This is a genomic window from Bifidobacterium sp. ESL0798, assembly GCF_029395415.1.
Taxonomy (GTDB): Bacteria; Actinomycetota; Actinomycetes; order Actinomycetales; family Bifidobacteriaceae; genus Bifidobacterium.
The window spans coordinates 1-20,754 of record NZ_CP113914.1 but is presented as its reverse complement, the minus strand read 5'-3'; the positions used below and the strand labels follow the sequence as shown (position 1 = coordinate 20,754).

15 protein-coding genes and 1 pseudogene are annotated in these 20,754 nt (G+C 55.7%); 3 read left to right on the top strand and 13 right to left on the bottom strand.

The genetic code is table 11. The features are described from left to right. Positions 1-204: 204 nt before the first annotated feature. The 3 genes from OZX74_RS00080 to mscL form a co-directional block, all read right to left on the bottom strand. On the bottom strand, positions 205-972 hold the full coding sequence (locus OZX74_RS00080) for a helix-turn-helix domain-containing protein (protein WP_277156591.1): 768 nt from the start codon (positions 970-972) through the stop codon (positions 205-207). Next, on the bottom strand, positions 969-1,196 hold the full coding sequence (locus OZX74_RS00075) for a hypothetical protein (protein WP_277156590.1): 228 nt from the start codon (positions 1,194-1,196) through the stop codon (positions 969-971). Before OZX74_RS00075 ends, OZX74_RS00080 begins: the two co-directional genes overlap by 4 nt. Before the next feature lie 130 nt (positions 1,197-1,326). Beyond that, positions 1,327-1,800: a large conductance mechanosensitive channel protein MscL gene (gene mscL / locus OZX74_RS00070; protein WP_277156589.1), complete on the bottom strand. Its 474-nt coding sequence runs from the start codon at positions 1,798-1,800 to the stop codon at positions 1,327-1,329. A 319-nt stretch (positions 1,801-2,119) separates the two neighbouring features. Here mscL and gdhA point away from each other — a divergent pair, with 319 nt between their 5' ends. Then, entirely contained in the window at positions 2,120-3,466 is a 1,347-nt protein-coding gene (gene gdhA, locus OZX74_RS00065; RefSeq protein ID WP_277156588.1) for an NADP-specific glutamate dehydrogenase, read from the top strand. 441 nt (positions 3,467-3,907) lie between these two features. Here the strand turns inward: gdhA and OZX74_RS00060 are convergent, their stop codons facing one another. Beyond that, positions 3,908-4,366, bottom strand: coding sequence for a hypothetical protein (locus OZX74_RS00060; protein WP_277156587.1), 459 nt, complete (start codon positions 4,364-4,366; stop codon positions 3,908-3,910). A gap of 289 nt (positions 4,367-4,655) precedes the next feature. Between OZX74_RS00060 and OZX74_RS00055 the strand changes: the two genes are divergently transcribed. Continuing rightward, complete coding sequence (locus tag OZX74_RS00055; protein WP_277156586.1) at positions 4,656-5,327, top strand: hypothetical protein; 672 nt, start codon at positions 4,656-4,658, stop codon at positions 5,325-5,327. A 544-nt stretch (positions 5,328-5,871) separates the two neighbouring features. Next, positions 5,872-6,576 (top strand): hypothetical protein, encoded by a 705-nt coding sequence (locus OZX74_RS00050; protein WP_277156585.1) that lies wholly within the window; start codon positions 5,872-5,874, stop codon positions 6,574-6,576. Between the two features lie 76 nt (positions 6,577-6,652). Here the strand turns inward: OZX74_RS00050 and OZX74_RS00045 are convergent, their stop codons facing one another. The 9 genes and pseudogenes from OZX74_RS00045 to dnaA all read right to left on the bottom strand — a co-directional run. Beyond that, a complete protein-coding gene (locus OZX74_RS00045; RefSeq protein WP_277156584.1) occupies positions 6,653-7,750 on the bottom strand; it encodes a VanZ family protein in 1,098 nt (365 codons plus the stop codon). 42 nt (positions 7,751-7,792) lie between these two features. Continuing rightward, complete coding sequence (lepB, locus tag OZX74_RS00040; RefSeq protein WP_277156583.1) at positions 7,793-8,404, bottom strand: signal peptidase I; 612 nt, start codon at positions 8,402-8,404, stop codon at positions 7,793-7,795. Between the two features lie 144 nt (positions 8,405-8,548). After that, positions 8,549-9,103, bottom strand: a complete 555-nt coding sequence (locus OZX74_RS00035; RefSeq protein WP_277156582.1) for a DUF3566 domain-containing protein — start codon at positions 9,101-9,103, stop codon at positions 8,549-8,551. A 491-nt stretch (positions 9,104-9,594) separates the two neighbouring features. Further along, on the bottom strand, positions 9,595-12,321 hold the full coding sequence (gene gyrA, locus OZX74_RS00030; protein ID WP_277156581.1) for a DNA gyrase subunit A: 2,727 nt from the start codon (positions 12,319-12,321) through the stop codon (positions 9,595-9,597). Positions 12,322-12,508: 187 nt separating this feature from the next. Beyond that, positions 12,509-14,614 (bottom strand): DNA topoisomerase (ATP-hydrolyzing) subunit B, encoded by a 2,106-nt coding sequence (gene gyrB / locus OZX74_RS00025; RefSeq protein WP_277157486.1) that lies wholly within the window; start codon positions 14,612-14,614, stop codon positions 12,509-12,511. Between the two features lie 406 nt (positions 14,615-15,020). Continuing rightward, positions 15,021-15,524 (bottom strand): DUF721 domain-containing protein, encoded by a 504-nt coding sequence (locus OZX74_RS00020; RefSeq protein WP_277156580.1) that lies wholly within the window; start codon positions 15,522-15,524, stop codon positions 15,021-15,023. Next, complete coding sequence (gene recF / locus OZX74_RS00015) at positions 15,521-16,732, bottom strand: DNA replication and repair protein RecF (RefSeq protein WP_277156579.1); 1,212 nt, start codon at positions 16,730-16,732, stop codon at positions 15,521-15,523. The genes OZX74_RS00020 and recF overlap by 4 nt, the downstream gene beginning before the upstream one ends. Positions 16,733-16,843: 111 nt before the next feature. Then, complete coding sequence (dnaN, locus tag OZX74_RS00010) at positions 16,844-17,965, bottom strand: DNA polymerase III subunit beta (protein ID WP_277156578.1); 1,122 nt, start codon at positions 17,963-17,965, stop codon at positions 16,844-16,846. Positions 17,966-18,680: 715 nt separating this feature from the next. Further along, positions 18,681-19,733: pseudogene (dnaA, locus tag OZX74_RS00005) on the bottom strand (chromosomal replication initiator protein DnaA); the annotation flags it as partial. Positions 19,734-20,754 lie beyond the last annotated feature (1,021 nt).

The following is a 20,754-nucleotide window of genomic DNA, read 5'->3' as shown; positions in this document are numbered from 1 at the left end:
AGCGAAGTCATACATACAACAAATGTATAACAAAAGTATTTTTCAGTATTACATTGCGCAATACAATAGACAAATAAAAGATGTGATCTAAATTACATAAACAAAACGACACGCCGAGAGACGCAACGAGCACCAAAATAGCAAAACGATCAAAACGGCTCAATAGGCGACACACGCCCAAGAGACCAACGAAAAGGTCAGATATTACTCTTCGTCGTCCTCGTCTTCCATTTGCTCATACAACTTCAGCGCACGACGCAGCGAGGAAACCGAACCGAACCCGCAACGGTCCCCAATCTCCACCAGCGTCAGCGACGGCTGGCTCTTGCGCAGCTCAAGTGCCGCATCGGTGCGGGCACGACGCACAAGCGCGGTGAAATTGGTATCCGCCTCCTGCAGCGCCAGTTGAACGGTACGCACGGAAACATTCTCATGTTCGGCCGTTTTGGTGACGCTCAACGTCGGATCCGTATAGTTTTGAGAAATATACTTGCGCACCCGCTCAATCAGCGGCATCACGCTCATACCTTGTCCGAAACACGCGATCAGCAGCGAGCGCGCAACATTATTCGCCACGGTTTCCAACGTATCGACCATCTGAGAATGCGGGTTGTTGAGATTGCAGGCGCTGACCACGAAAGCGAGCAACGGCTGCAACGAAACAACATCGAGCTTCGAATTCTGCCCCATCATCAAAAAGGTCTTGTAATCAGGCAGAATCGTGGCGAACAGACGCGAGGAAAGGCTCACCCCGATAAGCTCATTGGCGGGCGCTGTGGTTTTGTAAACGACATCGCCGGTTTCCGGAGGAATAAGGTACACGCCCGGATGCCGCTTCAGGATCTTGTTGTCAGGCGTGCTGATTTCCACATGGCCATGGATCACGAAAGTCATCGTGGCCATTTCCGCAGTGGAGTTCTCACGTTTCCAATCCATCACCGTGGCCGGCAGATTGATGTGCGAAAAACTCACTTCGGGAAAACAGAGGAGCGGGCCGGGATCTTTCCGCGTTCGCCGGCGATGCGAATATGCCCGCTACCCACGGAATCAGCGGTGTCGCCGTAATTGGCAGCCTGACCTGAAGACGAGCAATCGGCGACATTCGCGGTATTGTTGCGCAACGCATCCGTACCTTGTCTCACGGAACGCACATTATCAGGCCTTCCGTTCATCAGCGAATCGTTACGAACAAACATACTTGAATCCTACCGTCCCTTACTCAATTACCGAATCACACCCGTGCAACCAAGCATAGTAACAAATCGGGCTAATGTAACCCCCTGCGGCCAAAGATTATCGTATTACAAACAATTTCGTATCGCAAACCTACTGTCTTTCGGTTTCGGCCGCATCGCCCTTCTCGATCTGGCCTGCGCCATTGTTGCCGGCCTTGATGTCCTTGAGCTCCGCGGAAATCTCCTTCAGCAGGTCGACAGTCTGTTGGTCGGTGCTGATTTCCTTCTTTTCGTCCTGCTCGTCCTCCTTCTTGAAAAGCTTTTCGGACATATCGCGGAATTTGTTGATCGGCACGAGAATGCAGAAGTAGACGGCGATGGCAATCAACAGGAAGTTGAGCAGCGCCCCGAGAATCGCGCCGATGGAGATGACGGCATGATGGTTCAAGGTAAAGGTGAGGACGTTATCGAGGTCAGGCTTGCCGAAGATCGCGGCGATCAGGGGATTGATGAGGTTTTTGACCAGCGAATTGACCACAGAGGTCACCGCGGCGCCCATAACCACACCGACGGCCATGTCGATCATGTTGCCACGCGAAATGAATTGCTTAAAGCCCTTGAACATGCTGCCCTCCCGGTATGTCATATCGTTCCCACTAAACAAACAACCGGCAAAGCGCTCCATACATTCCCGACGCCCGCCCCTTCGCCCGATGCCTCCGCCACGAATCCGCCATAGATAAGCCACTGAGCACGCATCAGTGGCTTATCTATGGCGGATTCCCCGTTTCACATCCGGATGGGCGGGTTGGCAATGGCCACATTATGTTTCCGTTTCGTTAACGGCACAAAAAAATATCCGATTTTTTTGAACCCGTCCTTTCGCCGAACCTTTGAGATTCTTAGAATAAAAACCGCAATATCAACACAACAATGGAGTACCAATGCTGACCAATGAGTATGTCAAGCGCGTCTATGCGCAGGTGGAAAAGCGTGACGGCGACCAGCCCGAGTTCCTGCAGGCCGTCCGCGAGGTCTTTGAGACTTTGGAACCGGTTGTCGAAAAGCATCCGGAGTACGAGAAGAACGGCATCCTCGAGCGCTTGGTCGAGCCCGAGCGTGCCATCAAGTTCCGCGTCGCCTGGGTCGACGACGAGGGCCACGTGCAGGTCAACCGCGGCTATCGCATCCAGTTCAACTCCGCCATCGGACCTTATAAGGGCGGCCTTCGCCTGCACCCGACGGTGACCGAATCCGTCATCAAGTTCCTCGGCTTCGAGCAGGTGCTAAAGAATTCGCTGACCGGCCTGCCCATGGGCGGCGCGAAGGGCGGCTCTGATTTCAACCCGAAGGGGCGTTCGGATGGCGAAGTCATGCGCTTCTGCCAGGCCTTCATGACCGAGCTGCAGCGCCATATCGGCCAGTTCACCGACGTGCCCGCCGGCGACATCAACGTGGGCGCGCGCGAGATCGGCTACCTCTTCGGCCAGTACAAGCGCATCCGCAACGAGTATTCCGGCGTGCTGACCGGCAAAGGCCTGGAATACGGCGGTTCGCTGGCCCGCACCGAGGCCACCGGCTACGGCCTCTGCTATTACACCGCCGCCGCGCTGCGCACGCTTCGCAACGACTCGTTCGAGGGCAAGACCGTCGTGATCTCCGGCTCCGGCAACGTCGCCATCTTCGCCATCGAAAAGGCGCAGGAGATGGGCGCGAAGGTCGTTACCTGCTCCGATTCCAACGGTTACGTCTACGATCCGGACGGCATCAAGCTCGACGTGGTCAAGGACATCAAGCTCACCCACCGCGGACGGATCCGCGAGTACGCCGACCGGGTGCCAGGTGCCGAATACCACGAAGGCAGCAAGGGCGTCTGGACCGTGAAGTGCGACATCGCACTGCCGTGCGCCACCCAGAACGAGGTCGACGGCGAATCCGCAGCCGCGCTGGTGGCTAATGGCTGCAAGGTCGTGTGCGAAGGCGCGAACATGCCGTCCACGCCCGAAGCCATCGAGACTTATCAGAAGGCCGGCCTGCTCTACGGGCCCGCCAAGGCCTCGAACGCCGGCGGTGTTGCCGTTTCCGGTCTCGAGATGAGCCAGAATTCGTACCGTTTGAGCTGGACCTTCGAAGAGGTCGACAGCAAGCTCAAGGACATCATGGAGAACATCGTCGCCACTTCGCTCGCCGCTGCGAAGGAATACGGCCACGAGGGCGACCTGATGCTCGGCGCCAATGCCGCCGGCTTCGTGAAGGTCGCCAACGCCATGGTTGCCCAAGGCGTCTGCTGAGCTCAACCGGGTGGATGCGTTCGATTACTGAGCACATCCGCGCGGCTGCAAACTACAACCCGCCACTAGCCTCACACCAGTTGGCGGGTTTCGCATCTCCGCCGTCAAAAAAGTGCACTTAAGCCTCAATAAATTGCATGTTTCCCACACTACCGTCAAAAAAGTGCACTTAAGCCTCAGTAAATTGCATGTTTCCCACACCACCGTCAAAAAAGCGCACTTTGTATAAATAATCATTAAGCAATATTTTCTATTTATATATGATATAAATATACCGAAGAGTTTCTTCTGGCGATTTAGTATCTGGAGCCGCGCTCATGGCATTACTTATTACATCTCTCATCGGAGCCGGGATACTCGGGCTGGCGAAATAAACACAAATTGATGTTCATTAGTATTCTGAAGCATATCTACTTCATTGATAGAAGACAGCGAATCTTGTTATATCCATCGTTCCGAACGAAATGCAATTAGGAAGAACGGCACCATGCATACAAAAACACGACTAGGATCAACCATCACCTTAATGATTACGGTTTTGTGCATATCTGTTTCTCTTGCCGGATGTGGCACCAGCACACCAAGTACAGAAAACCCGACCACACAATCACAGAACACAACACCCGGCGAAAACCAGACCGATAAGGAAAAACCAAGACCATCACCTACGACAAATTCTTTATCAAATACTATTTCTCTGACAAAGACGGTGATTCCCCCGAAAAAACAGCCCAAATACTTAAGGAACAACATGACAAATACACCGACGCATACGCCACACCCGACGGCGACATAATCGCCACCGCAACCGAAAAACAGCTGAAAAACAATATCAACGAAGGCCTCAAAGAACGAAAAGAATTCGAACAAGCATTTGACAAAGATGCCAAGGAAAAGCACAACGGCTATCGGTTCCAAATCAGTAAAGACGGCAAAACCCTCTCCCTATGGTGCGACAACCAAGTCAACGACAAAGAATACCTCACCACACTCGGTAGTATCCCAAAAATCAACGGCGACCTCTACTACCTGGAAGGCGGCACCGGACCATGGGACATGCAGATCAACCTCTACGACTGCCACACCGGCCAACCCACACGGCAATACCTCTGGTCGCAAGACCCCTACGGCAGAGGTAACGGCTGGCACAACCTATAACAACACAACACTCATAAAGAGAGCGACACAAATGAGCACTGAAACAGATAGTATTATCAGCACCGACACCATGACGACCATCCTCAACGGAGCCGTGGCGATACCGCTGTCGGACAACTATGAGCAGCGCCCGCCCATCCAGACCGGCAACGAGGGGATGGCCGATTACCTAGCGATATACGACAAACTGGAAGCCAGCGGAGTGCCAAGTGAACCAAACGGCAAACCCGATGGCAAGACCATCCGACTCATGCTCGACGCACTATCGAAAATCACCATCCTGCGCTGCAAGACGGATACGGCCTACGTCATCGCCCAGCCAAGCGAACGGACCTGGCAAAAAGACACCGACGCCAGACTCGCCGCCCTGCGCCAGACACTCATCGAAAAGAACCCGGACGCATCAATCATCCAGTACGCCACCAAACACTACAGCAATCTCACAGAAGACGGCACATACTACGGCAACGACATCGGCATGCTTGGTTACCTTACCAATCCCGAAACAACTGATTCTCAATACAACGTCACGATTATCCTGCCCGCACACGGCAAAGAGGCGATAATCTCCATGACCTCCTCCACCGAACACCTGCTCGCCCGAGCCATGGAATTCAACCACATCGCCGACTCCATACAGCTCATCGAACCAGACCCGCCAGCCAACCCCGAACCGGAACCATCCGAGGACACCACGAAATGACAAGCAGACACCTCCGTACGCTTCGAATTGTGATAACTCCCATCACGACCGCACTCGCCGCCACCCTGCCACTGGCCGCCTGCGGCAAAGAGAAACGGCTGGTACAACCTATAAACCACCACATCTTTGGCGACTAAACACCACCGTCACAAACAAGCGAAAACACCCGAAATTCACAGCCATTGATTGCATATCGGCGCGAAGAGAGGAACGCAACGTGTATAGAACACCGGAAACCGAAGACGTTGAACACCCAAATGAGCGCTACGGGAACGATCCAACCTCGTCTTATTTCGCATACTTAACTTCGATAACCAACAAAAAGGTCAACCGATTTCACAGTAACGCGGGGTGGATTCTACTCGTAGTCGGATGCCTCATATTCGTAACAAGTTTCTCTATATCGCTCACCGCAAGCCCCACTACCATTACAGAGCTTTTGGCTTTTCTGTGCATGTTGGAATCGATTCCCTTCGCATGCTTTGGAATTGTAGAGATAAGGCGGGCCAGGAAGAAAACTGAAAGAAACGCATTATGGTACTCAATGATGGCCAACCTTACCACCGCCCTCGCAGGCACATCATTTCTTTTATTGCCGTTGGTCATATTCGTTTCCCCTTTATATGGTTCGTGGCACTTTTTGGTCACGGTAATAGGATTGGTCCCTGCTCTTTTCGCGATTATCTCGCAACGCAAAGTCGACGATAAAGCCCAACGATTTTTAGACGAGAAAAAGGCGCTGCTGCAAAACAACGCATCGGCAATACCAAAATCACCAGCAACAACCCAACAGACTTGGGCAAGATTACGTTTCAAAGATGAATCCGCGGGCGTTGGCTTTAGGCCTGATGAGCTGGATTCCAAAACCCAACACAAACATTTCGGCCGCCGACGCTTGCTGCTTTACATCGTTATTTTTTCCTTATTGGCAATTTTTCTTGTGAGTGTTTGGGAAGCGATAGCGGAATTTCAAGCTCTCTCATCAGTATCATGGGTGGTGACAATCACACAATGTATACTTATCATATCAACTTTTGTCTGCTGTTATCGAATATATCTGCGCCCGGATTATAGATATCTTCGTAGCTTAAAAGGCACGATGTATCTCTCCGTCCTATTCGCTATCCTGTCCATTCTCGTAGCCATATTTCTGCGCAGGTTTGTGCCGCAAATAATATGCGCAACGGCATTGACACTATTTAGCATTTTTCTCTACGAATGGCTGGTAGCCAATACCGAACGGTACTAAAGCCAAGTACTAAAAACCACGGAATCCTGCCATGGCTGACCGAACCTGAGGCTCCCAACCAGAATCACGCTCACATTCACATTGGCATTTCGCGGTAATCGCCCTCATTCCACTCACGGCCGGGGATGAGATCATAGGGCATCTGGCGGGCGAAGACCCAGAAAACGACCAGCGCCACCAGAACGATGATGCCGAGCTGGCGGGTGGCAGATGCGAACAGCATCGTGGCGAGCATCAGCACCACCAAGCGCACCACGTAAAAGAGCACGCGCATCCAGCCGTGGCGTTCCTTAGTCTCACAGCTCATGTGCGTAAACATACCGCCAAGCGTCTGTCCACGGTGCGTCATCGGAATGAGCATCTCGAAGACGGCAAACGAAAGCAGGGTGAAGAACTGCGCCAGCCCGTCCGATACGCCAGTGCCGAAAGCGTGTCCAAGGAAGAGATACGTGCCATCGGGAAGGTATCTGGAGGATTTCTGGAAGAGATAAATCGAGCCGAGCGTCAACGACCCATCCACGACAGCGATAAATATCAGATCGATCACCAGCGCGACAGCGCGATGCAGCAGTCCCGGCTTTTCGATGACTTCGTTGCGATCCTCGACCTTGCGCACCGGCACCAGCGCCCCATATATCCACGCGATGAAACAGCCGATGATCGCGCCCAACGTATTGGTCAGCAGATCATCGACGTCAAACTGGCGGTAAGCGCAAGGGTAGATATGCCAAACGCCCGTAAGCTGAGAGGTTTCGATAAACAGGGACACCAGGAATCCGGCGGGAATCACCGCGTAGAACTTCCAGCGCGCCCAGCGGGAAAGCGCGAACCCAAGAGGAACGAAGAAGGCAATATTGAGCAACAGCTGCAACACCGCGGATTTGCCGCCAAACGCCAGATCACTCATAAAACGCATGATATTAAGCTGCGGATGATGCGCATGCGTCAGGCAGTATTTCGCCGGATCGTCGGGCATCGGGTAGAGCGTGAACGTGACCAGCCCAAGCGCGTACAGCACGCACAGATATGCCGCCAGCACCGCACTGGAACGCAGACGGTGGTAGCGGTGATACATCCCGGCAAGAATCGGCAGGGTCAGCACAGCCGAGAGGAACGGCCAAATCGCCATCGCGAGAATGAACGAGGTACTGAAGGTCCTGATATAGGCAATCACAACAGCCACTTTAGCGGACGCGGTTTACGAAATCCTTGAACATTACGAATGCGCGACGCCGCCGACCTTCGCAAACACATCATGGTGGGCATGGACCACACCGAACCTGCCGGCGGGCATGTAGGTGAGCATGGCGACGCCCTTGATACGGTCAAGCGGGACGAGGCCGCGGTTGCCGTCATTGGGGTGGTAACGGGAATCGGCCGAGTTGCCACGATTGTCGCCAAGCACGAACACATTACCCGGCGTGACCTTCACTTTGAAGGCGAATTTGCTTGGTTTTTCCCCGGCTTTCAGATACGAGGATTCGTCGATGGGCACACCATTGATCGTCACCGGTTCTCCGTAGCCCTTGCAGGCCACCACATCGCCGGGCAGCCCGATCAGTCTTTTGACCAAATCGTTGGAGGCGAAAGCATTTTCGGATTTCAGCCAATTCGCCGGATCCTTGAATACCACGACATCTCCGCGCCGCAGTTTCAAAATCGGTTTGGCGAGACGATTGGTGACGATGTGATCGCCGATATCAAGCGTCGTTTCCATGGAACGGGAAGGGACGACGTAGAAACCGACCACGAATATACGCAAAAAACTGACGATAATGACGGCAACCATGCAGTAGATAAGAGTGGAAATAATGTCCGCAACCCGCATTTGCCCCGAAACGTCTTTCGCGTGCTCGGGACCTTTTCTCTTTTTTTTCTTGGAAGACTTATTGTCTAAAGCATGTCGCTTTGATCTGCCCTTCGACCGTTTATTCTCCATTTATTTTCGTCCCATAATCGCCAATTGCGCCTGTCAGTCATCGCCGAGAGTGACGTGCACGCCCCCGACAAGCTGGCTGATTACATTATAAAGAGCCGCGATGATGACCGCGAACAACGTTGCCACAACGACTTCCACGATGGATAGAATCGTGACGGCGCTGAGTACGGTTCCCAGCGAGAAAATGCTTGCCAGGTTGAAGCCGCCGGTGTCAAGGCCGGTGGAAGAAACGATCTGCGTGACCTGGTCGAAAACGCCGACCACGTTCAACAGCGCCCAGATAAGCGCAACCGCAACGATTTGGATGATGCCGGCCGCCACCGAAAGCAGAAGCGTCACCTTGGCCACAGACCACGCGTCGACGCGGGTGAGCGAAAGGCTCATACGACGCGCACGAGGCGTACGCGGACGCGAACTTTTCTTGCCGGCGCCCTGATTGTTCAACGGCCACGAGGCGGATTCGGGTTTGGAGCCGGAGCTTTCCCCAAGAACGGAACGGGCGACACGGGGTGAGCGCTCGGATTCCGAAGCACCTGCAGCCGTGTTCTTGACCTGACGCGACTGATTACCGTCAACGTTTTCGTTCATTATTACTCCTTGACCCACCACACGGACCGCTCAAAATCGCTTATTCCCGCGCAAACAACCTGTTAAAAGGCTATCAGTCTTTGGGGACGAAAGATAATGCGCATTGCTGCAATTTCTGCGATGGATATTCGGCTATTCGACAGTCGGCATATGTTCGGGCTTGGCATTCCGGATTCGTTCAGTGGTCCAGTATTCGGGATCCGGATTTTCATTGCTGTGCTTGATCACAGCGTCAGAGGGGAAAGATCAGAACCATGCAATGGAATGGAATCCAAACAAATCGTCAGCCCCACGTCAACCAGGGCCAGACAGCCGATAAAGCCGGATATCGCCATCCGTATCTTTTTCATCGTTCACCTAGCCGACATCATCGTTGCGTATCTTTCACACGATTATCTCATAGAAACACTGCGGCCGCCTGTACCTCATTGGTACCAGCGGCCGCGGCGTTGTCTGTCGTTCAGTTGAACGACTCAGCTATCTATTGAGCATCACTCGGTTGTCTCGTCACTGTTGTCGGCGGACGAAGCCGAATCATCGTTCGCTGGGGTGGCGGTAGCGGAATCGGCGGAATCAGAAGCATCGGCGTTATCGGCGCCTTCGCTATTCTCCGCGTTGTCTTCGGCCTCGTCGTCATCGGTGTCGGTGTTGCGAGCGATGGAGAGGATCTCGTCGTTCTTGTCAGGCTTGGCGAGCGTCACACCTTGCGTATTACGGCCGGTGCGCTTGACCTCGCTGACATCGGAACGGATGACCTTGCCGGACTTCATGATGGCCATGATCTGGTCGGTGTCGGTGACGATGACCGCGCCCACCAGCTCACCGCGGTCTTCGTTCATCTGCAGCGCCTTGACACCAAAACCATTACGGCCCTGGAGACGATACTGGCTGATAGAGGTACGCTTGGCGAAGCCTTCGTTGGTGACCACGAGCAGGCTCAGATCGTCTTCCATGTCGGCGCGGACCACGTCCATCGCCAGCAGTTCGTCGCCTTCGCGGAACTTCATGCCCTGCACGCCTGCGGTCTGGCGGCCCATCGGACGCAGTTGCTCGTCATCGGCCTTGAACTTCAAGCTCATGCCGTGCTTGGAAACCAAGATGATGTCGTCTTCCGCGTTGCACAGCGTGGCGCCGATCAGTTCGTCGGCCGTCTCGCCGGTCTCCGGATCCTCCATCAGGCGCACGGCGATCAGCCCGCCCTGACGGGTGGAATCGTACTGCGCCAGCGGGGTCTTCTTGACCTTGCCGGAGCGGGTGGCGAGCACCAGGTACTTAGCGACTTCGTAGTTCGGGATGGACAGCACGGCCTGGATGGACTCGTCGGGGGAGAGCTGCAGCAGGTTGGCCACATGCTGACCCTTGGAATCGCGGGAACCTTCCGGCAGCTCATAGGCCTTCAAGCGGAAGACGCGACCACGGTTGGTGAAGAAGAGGATCCAGTTGTGCGTGGAGGTGAGGAAGAAGTGGTCGACCACGTCGTCCTGACGCAGCTTGGCACCCTTGATGCCCTTGCCGCCGCGGTGCTGGGCGCGGTATTCGTCGGCCTTGGTGCGCTTAACGAAGCCGGAGTGCGTCACGGTGACGACCACGTTTTCGTCGGCGATGAGGTCTTCGTCGCTCATCTCGCCGGAGAACGGCAAGATCTTAGTGCGACGTTCGTCGCCGTACTTGGCCACGATCTCGTCGAGCTCGTCGCCCACGATCTTGCGTTCGCGTTCAGGGCTGGCGAGAATGTCGTTGTAATCGGCGATCTTCTTCATCAGCTCGTTGTGCTCGTCCACGATCTTCTGGCGTTCCAGGGCGGCGAGACGACGCAGCTGCATGGCCAGAATCGCGTCGGCCTGCACATCGTCGACATCAAGCAGGTCTTCAAGACCGGTACGTGCGGTTTCGACATCCTTGGAGGCACGAATCAGGGCGATGACCTCTTCGATCATGTCCAGCGCCTTCAGGTAACCCTGCAGGATGTGGTCGCGGTCTTCGGCCTCACGCTTCAAGTAGCGGGTACGACGGTCGATGACTTCCATCTGGTGGTCGACCCAGTGGCTGACAAATGCGTCAAGCGACAGTGTGCGCGGCACATTGTCGACCAACGCGAGCATGTTCGCGCCGAACGTCTCCTGCAGCTGGGTGTGCTTGTAGAGGTTGTTCAGCACGACCTTCGGCACGGCGTCGCGCTTGAGGATGAGCACCAAACGCTGGCCGGTGCGGCCGGAGGTCTCGTCGCGCATGTCGGCGATGCCCTGGATCTTGCCGTCGCGCACCGCATCACGAATCGAAGCGGCGAGGCGATCGGGGTTGACCTGATACGGCAGCTCGGTGACCACCAGGCACATACGGCCCTTGATCTCCTCGGTGTTGACCACGGCGCGCATGGTGATGAGGCCACGGCCGGTGCGATAGGCCTTCTCGATGCCCTTGTGGCCGAGAATCGTGGCGCCGGTGGGGAAGTCCGGGCCCTTGATGCGCTGCAGCAGCGCCTCGAGCAGCTCTTCCTTGGTGGCGTCCGGGTGGTCCAGCGCCCAGTGCACGCCGTCGGCCACCTCGCGCATGTTGTGCGGCGGGATGTTGGTAGCCATGCCCACGGCGATGCCGGAGGAACCGTTGACCAGAAGGTTGGGGAAGCGGGCGGGAAGCACGGTCGGCTCCTGCGTCTTGCCGTCGTAGTTCGGCACGAAATCGACGGTGTCCTTATCGATGTCACGCACCATTTCCATCGCGAGCGGCGCCATACGGCACTCGGTGTAACGCATGGCGGCTGCGGGATCGTCGCCCGGGGAGCCGAAGTTGCCCTGGCCGTCGACCAGCATGTAGCGCATCGACCACGACTGGGCCATACGCACCAACGTGTCGTAGATGGCGGAATCGCCGTGCGGGTGGTACTTGCCCATAACATCGCCGACGACGCGGGAACACTTGTTGTAGCCGCGGTCGGGACGATAGCCGCCATCGTACATCGCGTAGATCACGCGGCGGTGCACGGGCTTCATGCCGTCGCGCACGTCGGGGAGCGCACGTTCGACGATTACGGAAAGTGAATACGCGAGGTAGGATTCGCGCATTTCCTGACCGATTTCAATCGGTTGGATGCGTTCGCCGGTCATCAGGCCGTAATCGGTGTTGTCGGCTTCCTGCGGGCTCAGCGGCTCAAGGGAGCCGTCGGGCAAAGGCTGTGCGCCCTCGCTGTCGTCGTTGTTATTGTTGTTTTCGTCTGCCACTGTAAATCCTTATGTTTATTGATTCACTAAGTCTGTTGTTCCATCGGTATCGTTGTATCGAATGCGGCTATAATCCATTCTTTAGTATCTATAACCACATTCGATATTCGATTATTTTCCGAGAATCTTGCTTACAGGTTCATCTCCGCACACTACGCGTCGATGGCTGTATCATTCGGTTCATCTCTTACGCGTCGATGAACTTCGCACTCGGGGCATTGCGCTGGATGAATTCGCGGCGCGGGCCTACCTCGTCGCCCATCAGCATGGAGAAGGTCTCATCGGCCTGAGCCGCGTCCTCGATCGTCACCTGCTTCAAAATGCGGTGCTCGGGGTCCATGGTGGTGCCCCACAGCTCCTGGTAGCTCATCTCGCCCAAGCCCTTGTAGCGCTGGATGCCTTCGCCCTTCGGCAGCTGGCGTCCAGCCTCACGGCCTTCCTTCAAGACACGGTCGCGTTCGGCGTCGGTGTAGACGAAGCTGTGCGCACCCTTGGTCCATTTGATGCGATACAGCGGCGGCATGGCGACGTAGACGTAGCCGGCGTAGATCATCGGGCGCATATAGCGGAAGAAGAGCGTCAGGTTGAGGGTGGCGATATGGGCGCCGTCGACATCTGCATCGGCCATGATGATGACCTTGTGGTAACGAACCTTGTTCAGGTCGAACTCCTCGCCGTAACCGCCGCCGACGGCCGTAATCAGCGCCTCGATGGTATCCGACTTCATGATGCGGTCGATGGAGGCACGCTCGGTGTTCAAAATCTTGCCACGAAGCGGCAGGATTGCCTGCGTGATCGGGTTGCGGCCCTGGATGGCGGAGCCGCCTGCGGAATCGCCCTCGACGATGAACAGCTCGCATTCCTCGGGGTTGTTGGACTGGCAGTCCTTCAGCTTGTCGGGCATGCCGGCGGTCTCGAAGACGGACTTGCGGCGCGTGTTCTCGCGGGCCTTCTTGGCGGCGATACGTGCATGCGAGGCTTCAAGCGCCTTCTGGATGATGTTCTTGGCATCGCTGGGGTGGGCGTCGAACCAATCGCCGAGGCGGTCGGTCATCACGCGCTGCACGAAGGTCTTGGCCTCGGAATTGCCGAGCTTGGTCTTGGTCTGGCCTTCGAACTGCGGGTTGGTGAGCTTGACGGAGACAACGGCAGTCAAACCCTCGCGCACATCGTCGCCTGAGAGGTTGTCATCCTTCTCCTTCAGCAAGTTCTTGTCGCGCGCGTAGCGATTGACCAAGCTGGTCAGCGCCGCGCGGAAGCCCTCTTCGTGAGCGCCGCCTTCCGTGGTGGAAATTGTGTTGGCGAAGGTGTGCACGGCCTCGGAATAGGCGGTGGTCCACTGCAGCGCGATTTCGGCAGAGATGCCGAGCTTCAGATCCTCGGCCTCAAGATCGATGACCTCGTCTTCGATCGGCGTGGTCTTGCGCGACTTCACCAGATAGGCGACATAATCCTTGATGCCGTTCTGATAGCAATAGGAGACGGTTTCCGGCTTTTCCTCGGTCACGTCGTCCTCGCCTGCGACCTCGTCTCCGGCGACGTTGTGCTTGCGCTCGTCGGTCAGTGTGATACGAAGTCCCTTGTTAAGGAACGCCATCTGCTGGAAGCGGGAGCGGAGGGTTTCAAAATCGTATTCGGTGGTTTCGAAGATCTTGGGATCGGCCCAGAACGTCACCGACGTGCCGGTGGACTCGCCCTCGGCCATCGGGGCACCCTGCTTCAACGGGGCTACCGCGTGCTGGTCGTGGAAGTTCTGCATCCAGTGATAGCCCTGACGGCGCACTTCCACGTCGATTTCGGTGGAGAGCGCGTTGACCACGGAGATGCCGACGCCGTGCAGACCGCCGGAAACCGCGTAACCGCCGCCGCCGAACTTGCCGCCGGCATGCAGCTTGGTCATCACCGTCTCGACGCCGGAAACACCCTCGCCGGGCACTTCGTCGACGGGGATGCCGCGGCCGTTGTCGACCACGCGCACGCCGTTGTCCGGCAAAATGGTGACTTCGATATGGGTCGCGTAGCCTGCGAGCGCTTCATCGACGGAGTTGTCAACGATTTCATAGACCAGATGGTGCAAACCTCGCGGACCTGTGGAACCGATGTACATACCAGGACGGATACGTACGGCCTCCAGACCTTCCAACACCCTCAGATCGCTGGCGTCATAGTGCTCAGGCGCGAGCGAATCATCAAGCTGTGCATCTTCCAAATCGTCGGTTTCCGCCTCAATCTGCGCTTCGGTTTTGAGTTCGTTGTCACCTTCATCGGCGGCATTGGTATTCTCGTTATTCATTGCTGAATCTGCCACAAGGTTCCTTCCTGCATGTTCCCTCGCACGAAAGGCTTCCTGCGGGGGCGATACACTCTAGAAAGCAAATAACGGGGGCTTCTAGAGGTTTAACCATATAACAGTCATTTTACTCGGATATGGGGACTTTCAAGGCATTACCCCCAAAAGATGAAATTTTTGTCACGCAATGGAATCAAACCGACGATTTCGTCCCTTTCGCCGCAATCAGGTGTTTCCAACGCGAATACCGCACCCGGTACGACCACTGCACCATCGATCATCCACATGGACATCATTCAGCACTATTGCCGAGTCGATGATTTTCAGCATTCCTTATTTGACATAATTTTGCAATAGCCAGAAAACAGTGACAATCGATGAGGCCGGATGGCTGATTTTTAAGAATATCCTACGAATAACGACGACCAGCGCCACCGAACCGACGGTTGAACCGACCTCCACGCCGGAAGTTATGCGATTGTGGGCCTGTGACGCGAATTTCGCGAATTTCCAAGCCGTTGAGACGCTGACGGATGGTCGCGGTGAGCTGGGGGATGAGATAGGTCAGCTGCGTGGCCCAGGTGTTGGATTCGGTGTTGATGGTGAGCACGCCGTCACGGAAATCGGTGACCACAGAATGACTGGCGATGGCAGGACCGACCACCTGATCCCAGTGGTTGCGCAGTTGCGCGAGCTTCAGATGCGGGGTCCAATCGCCGTCGGCGGCGATAACGGACATGACACCGCCGAGCTTGCCCGGGTCGCGTCCTGGCTTGCCGAAGTTGTTCCACGCGCTTTCCTCACGTTCTTTCCACTCTTTTCGTGCTCCGGCTCGTGAGGAAAGCCGGTTGAAAACTTCGGCCGGTAGCTTGCGCTGATCGAGATGCAGTTGTTCGGCAATCGGCGGCTTCATGATTGTGCTCCGTCACCGTCAGTGTTGTTTTCCCTCGCGGCCTGCAATTGCGCCACGAGATTCGCGTTCTCATCTTCTGCACCTGCCTTGAGTTCGGCGACGTCGATGATGCTGGTATCGCCACCACGAGTGGCATCCGGCGGAATATCGCCGGCCGCGGCCACAGTGATGAGCACTTGATCCTGCTGCATCGCAAAATCGAGGATCTGCCTGCGCCGGGTCTCGTCGAGCTGTGCGAAAACATCATCCAAGATGACAATCGGTTTGACCTGTTGAGCTTGTGCGATCTCGTTGAACAGCGCCATTTTCAAGGCGAGCGCCATGGTCCACATCTCGCCATTCGAGGCGAATTCGCGGGCCGGCATCCCGTCAAGCGTCAATACCATATCGTCGCGGTGCGGGCCGATCAGGTTGCGTCCGCGTGCGATTTCACCTGCATATAACCGCTGATAATGCTTGCTGATTTCCGGTTCGGGCTGATCGAAATCCAACACTTCCTCATATGAGGGCGCATATTCAAGGCCCGCATGCTGCGGCTTGCCGGCAAGCTCATCATAAATGCGTGAAAACGGCCCGGCCAGGCGTTCAATCAATCCGGCGCGTGCTCGGGTCAGTGCGACGCCGACGGCAATGAACTGTCCGGTCCATATTTCCAAGCCGTTAAGCGCGGCATTCTGAGCATCTGCGGGTTCGCTGCGTTGCCCAAGCTGCTTCAAAAGCGCGGCCCTTTGCTTGGCGATTTTGTTGGCATTGGAAAGATTGGCGGCATAACCGGGAATCAGCAGCGATCCAGCCTGGTCAAGAAATCCGCGCCTTCCCGCCGGATCGCCGGCCACCAATCGTTGGTCATCCGGCGTGAACGAAACACTCGGCACTTTGCCGACGATATTGCGCATATACAGCGAATTCCCGCCATTGATACGCCCACGGTTGGCTCCCCGAGCCGCGATGGTCACTTCATAGGTGGTCTCATCATCATCTTCATTGACGTTGGCACGAATGGTCGCCTTGGTCTCACCCCGTTCAATCAGCGGCAAAGAGCCAGAGACACGGTGACTGGATCCGGTGGACAGGACTTCGACGGCCTCCACGATGTTGGTTTTGCCCAACCCGTTCGCGCCTTTGAGGATAGTCACGCCTGGCGTGAAATCAACGACAAGGTGCGGCCACGACCGAAAATGGTCAAGCGCCAGTCGTGAGATATACACCCGAACCCCTTACTTTAAATATTCGGATAATAACAAACCGGAAAAGAAAAATATCTTACGGCGTCTGTCAAATTTAGTGAACACCGTAAGATAAATTTCGTTTCCCTTCAATCAGTTGAACCGCATTGGCACCAGCAGATAACGATAATCCAGTGATTCGTCGGAATCGGCTTCCTGCTGCCCGTTGAACTCGACTGGTTTCACTGCGGTGGTCATCTTCATGCGTACGAACGGTTCGGTAATCGCACTCAGACCCTCAATCAGATACGACGGGTTGAACGCGACCGTGATGTTTTCTCCGTCCATGTCGATATCGAGCACTTCCTTGGCCTGTGATTCATCGGCGGTTCCGGCCGAAAGTGTCAATGTCTGGCCTTCGAAAACCATGCGAATCGGCGCATTACGTTCTGCAACGAGCGCCACACGCTTGATGGCACCAAGCAGAGATTCCTTGGAAATCACGGCTTCAATCGGGTATTCATCTGCGAAAAGCCTGTCAACCGCGGGGAACTCGCCATCAATCAACTGCGAGGTCGAAACGCGACCGGCATTTTCAAAACCGAGCAATGACGGGCTTTCCGGGTTGAAATCGATGATGACGTTCTGGTGTTCGTCAACGGCACGAGCCACATCGCGCAGCAGAGAACCGCGAACCAACGTCTCGGTTTCAAGGTTGGCGTCCTGGGGAGTCCAAGTGAAGCTGGACCGGGAAAGACGGAAACGATCGGTCGAGGTCATCACGACTTTTTCGCCATTGAACTGGATGCGCACGCCGGTGAGGACCGGACGGTTTTCTTCGTGCGAAACCGCGACGGAAGCTTGGGAAACCGATTGGACAAAAGTCGGGGCATCGACCTGGCCCAGCAGGGCCGGGGCTTGAGGAAGATCAGGATATTCAGATTCCGGCATAAGCTGCAACGTGAATGTCGACTTTCCCGACGAAATCGTCAACGTGGTATCGGTAGTGGAAAGATACGCTTTTTCCTGGGGCAAAGCCTTGGTGATATCGGCCAAAAGCTTGCCTTGGACGAGTACTTTTCCTGCTTCATCGACGCCGGCTTCGATGTGGTGACGAGCGGAAATTTCGTAATTGAAGGCGGAAAGTTGCAATGTTCCGTCGGCGGCTTCAAGTTTGATTCCGGCAAGAATCGGGTTGGCTGGCCGTGTATCGATGACACGAGTGGTCCAGGCAACTGCGTCCGCAAGCGCGGTGGAGTTGATTTCGACTTTCATAATGCTCCTACTTTGGGTGATAACTGGCTTCTATTCTAGTTGCTTCTTTTAATCGTGAGATGCAGATTCAACTTGCTCGCTTTGCTTACCATGATGAAACGTAAGTTTGCTGTAGTAATCAGGGTAATAAGCACGGTGAATATGTGGATAACCTTCAAAATAGCTTAGGAACAGCGTTATCCACAGGTTGTTGCCATGTGGATAACTAAGAGGGAATTTGTGGATAAATCACTAAGTTATCCACCGCCGGAGCTTTGTCGATTTTTCATCCACACTTTTCGAAGACTCATCCACGACTTTTCCACCGCGTTTATCGTGAATATCCACGGCTTATCCGCCGACTTTCCCCACATTTGTGAATAACTATGTGGATAAGTTTTCCATATTTTTTTCCACAGCCGGTGTGTCGCAGGGTGAATAACTTGAAAAACCGGCAAAATCGTGTCTCAGAGCCAACGTGCTGAAAGGCGAATCGAGGCGCCGAAACCAACGCGGCCGTTCTCGAAAAGCGTTTTAAAAACACCAATCCGAATTTGAACTATCAGGTCTATCGACAAAACGAATGCATGCGAATCTTGTTCCGCGCGCATTGCGCACCAGCTACCGGTCTGGAATAATCACGCATGATGATGCCGATATGACAGGCGGGCGCAAGGGCGCCCAGCCAACGAAACATCTTGACAACGTCATCCCTAAACTACTCAATGACGAAAAACTAACCCTCGGGATGTTGCTTCAGCCGTACCGTCAGTTCCATGACGTAGTTGTAGATCTCCTGCTTTTCCTGCATTTCGTTGGAGATGCGGGTGTAGGCGTGCATCACGGTGGTGTGGTCGCGCCCGCCGAAGACCTCGCCGATGTCCACCAAGCTCATGCTGGTCATCTCACGGGCCAGATACATGGCGATCTGCCGTGCCAGGGCGACGTTCTTGGTGCGTGCCCGGCCCACGAGGTCGTCGAAGGTCAGGTGGAAGTACTTGGCCACCTGACCGATGATGTCGGTCGGCTTGATTTCGACGTCGGTGGTGAAGAAGTCCTGCAGGGTCTGCTCGGCCAAGGCACGCGAAACCGGCTGGTTGCTGAGCGACGCCACGGCGGTGACACGGGTCAACGCCCCTTCGAGTTCGCGGATGTTCTCGGTGAAGCGTTCGGCGATGAGGTCGAGCACGTCGTTGGGGATATTGGAGCGGTTCATCGAGGCCATCATGCGCAGGATGGCGATACGGGTCTCGAGGTCCGGCGGCTTGACGTCGACGGTCAGGCCCGATTCGAAGCGCGAGATCAGGCGGGCCTCGAAGCCCTTGAGATTCTTGGGCGCGACGTCGGAGGCGATGACGATGCGTTTGCCGGCCTGATAGAGCGCGTTGAAGGTGTGGAAGAACTGCTCGAGCGTGGCTTCCTTGCCGCCCAGGAACTGGATGTCGTCAATCAGCAGCACGTCGACCTCACGGTAACGGCGGTTGAACGCGGCGATCTGGCCCTGGCTCTGGTTCGGGGTCTGCAGCGCCTCGATGAACTCGTTGGTGAACTCCTCGCTGGTGACGTAACGGACCTTGAGGCTGCTGTCCTTGACCAGCGCGTAGTTGCCGATGGCGTTCAAGAGGTGGGTCTTGCCCAGTCCGGAACCGCCGTAGATACAGAGCGGGTTGAAGTCCTTGCCGCTGCCCTCGGCCACGGCCAGCGCCACCGTGCGGGCGAACCGGTTGGAATCGCCGGGCACGAACGTGTCGAAGGTCGCGTTCTTGTTCAAGTGCGTTTCGGGGTCACGCGTGGTTTTCTGGTCGTCCACCTCAAACGAGGAAACCGGTTGGGAAACGGGTTGCGTAACCGGTTGTGCCGTCGAAGGTTGGAGGCCAACGGTCTGGGGCGTCGGAAATGGTGAGGGCTGCGTGGCTGTCTTGGTCGCGCTCGCTCGATTAGCAGGGTTGCCGATGCCGCCGGTGAACTCCGGGTTGTTTTGAACGCCCCGAGATTCAGGCGCAGGCCGGGACGCGGGGAACCCGGTTTCGGCCGCGTAGGCCTTTTCATTGCTGAACGGCTGGCCTTGCGATTCGTTGTCGCGCTTTCCGTTGTCGGTGTGCTGCGCATTGAAATCATGATCCGGATATTGGTGCGGATAGGAAGGCTGTGCATACCGCTGTCCGGTCTCGCCGTTCGCCGCCCGCCCGGCCTGATTGGCGAAAGAACCGCCACCATGGTTCTCATTGCCACTGGAAGATTGGTGCCCTACAAGATCCGATTCATCAAATGAAAGCTGCGATGCCTGCGGAGTGTTGTTTTGGGCCTGCGGGGCACCGGTATTGGGGCGGTATTGAGAGTAGGAGCCGATTTGGTCGCCTTGCCCTGACGCTACGTTTTCGTAACCGTTTCCGCTGGTCGCATTGGCCTCGGGGCGGCTTACGTTTGCCTGATTGGGATCAGCGGATCCGTTCGTAAGGTTTTGCGGGGCGGAGTAAGCCGTATTCTGGGCGTTTTCCGGGTTTGCCGTCGAATCATTGATTTCGTCCTCCGGCTCCGCGATTTTGAACGCGGGGAACATCTCGTGACCTGTCGCGAGTTTCAGCGCCCCAAGCAGGGCATGGTTGAGTTCGCCTTGCAGGGCTTGCTGGGTGGCGCTATTGGCGACGCAAAGCACGATGGTCGGTCCGAACACGCCTTCAGGTCTGACTCCCTCGAGCCATCCTTTGCTGCGCGGGGTGATCGAAGTATCCTGACGCAAGACCGCAAGGGCGTCATCCCAAATCCGTATGGCCTGGGTTATCGGGTCATTCGACTCATCTGCCATGGTG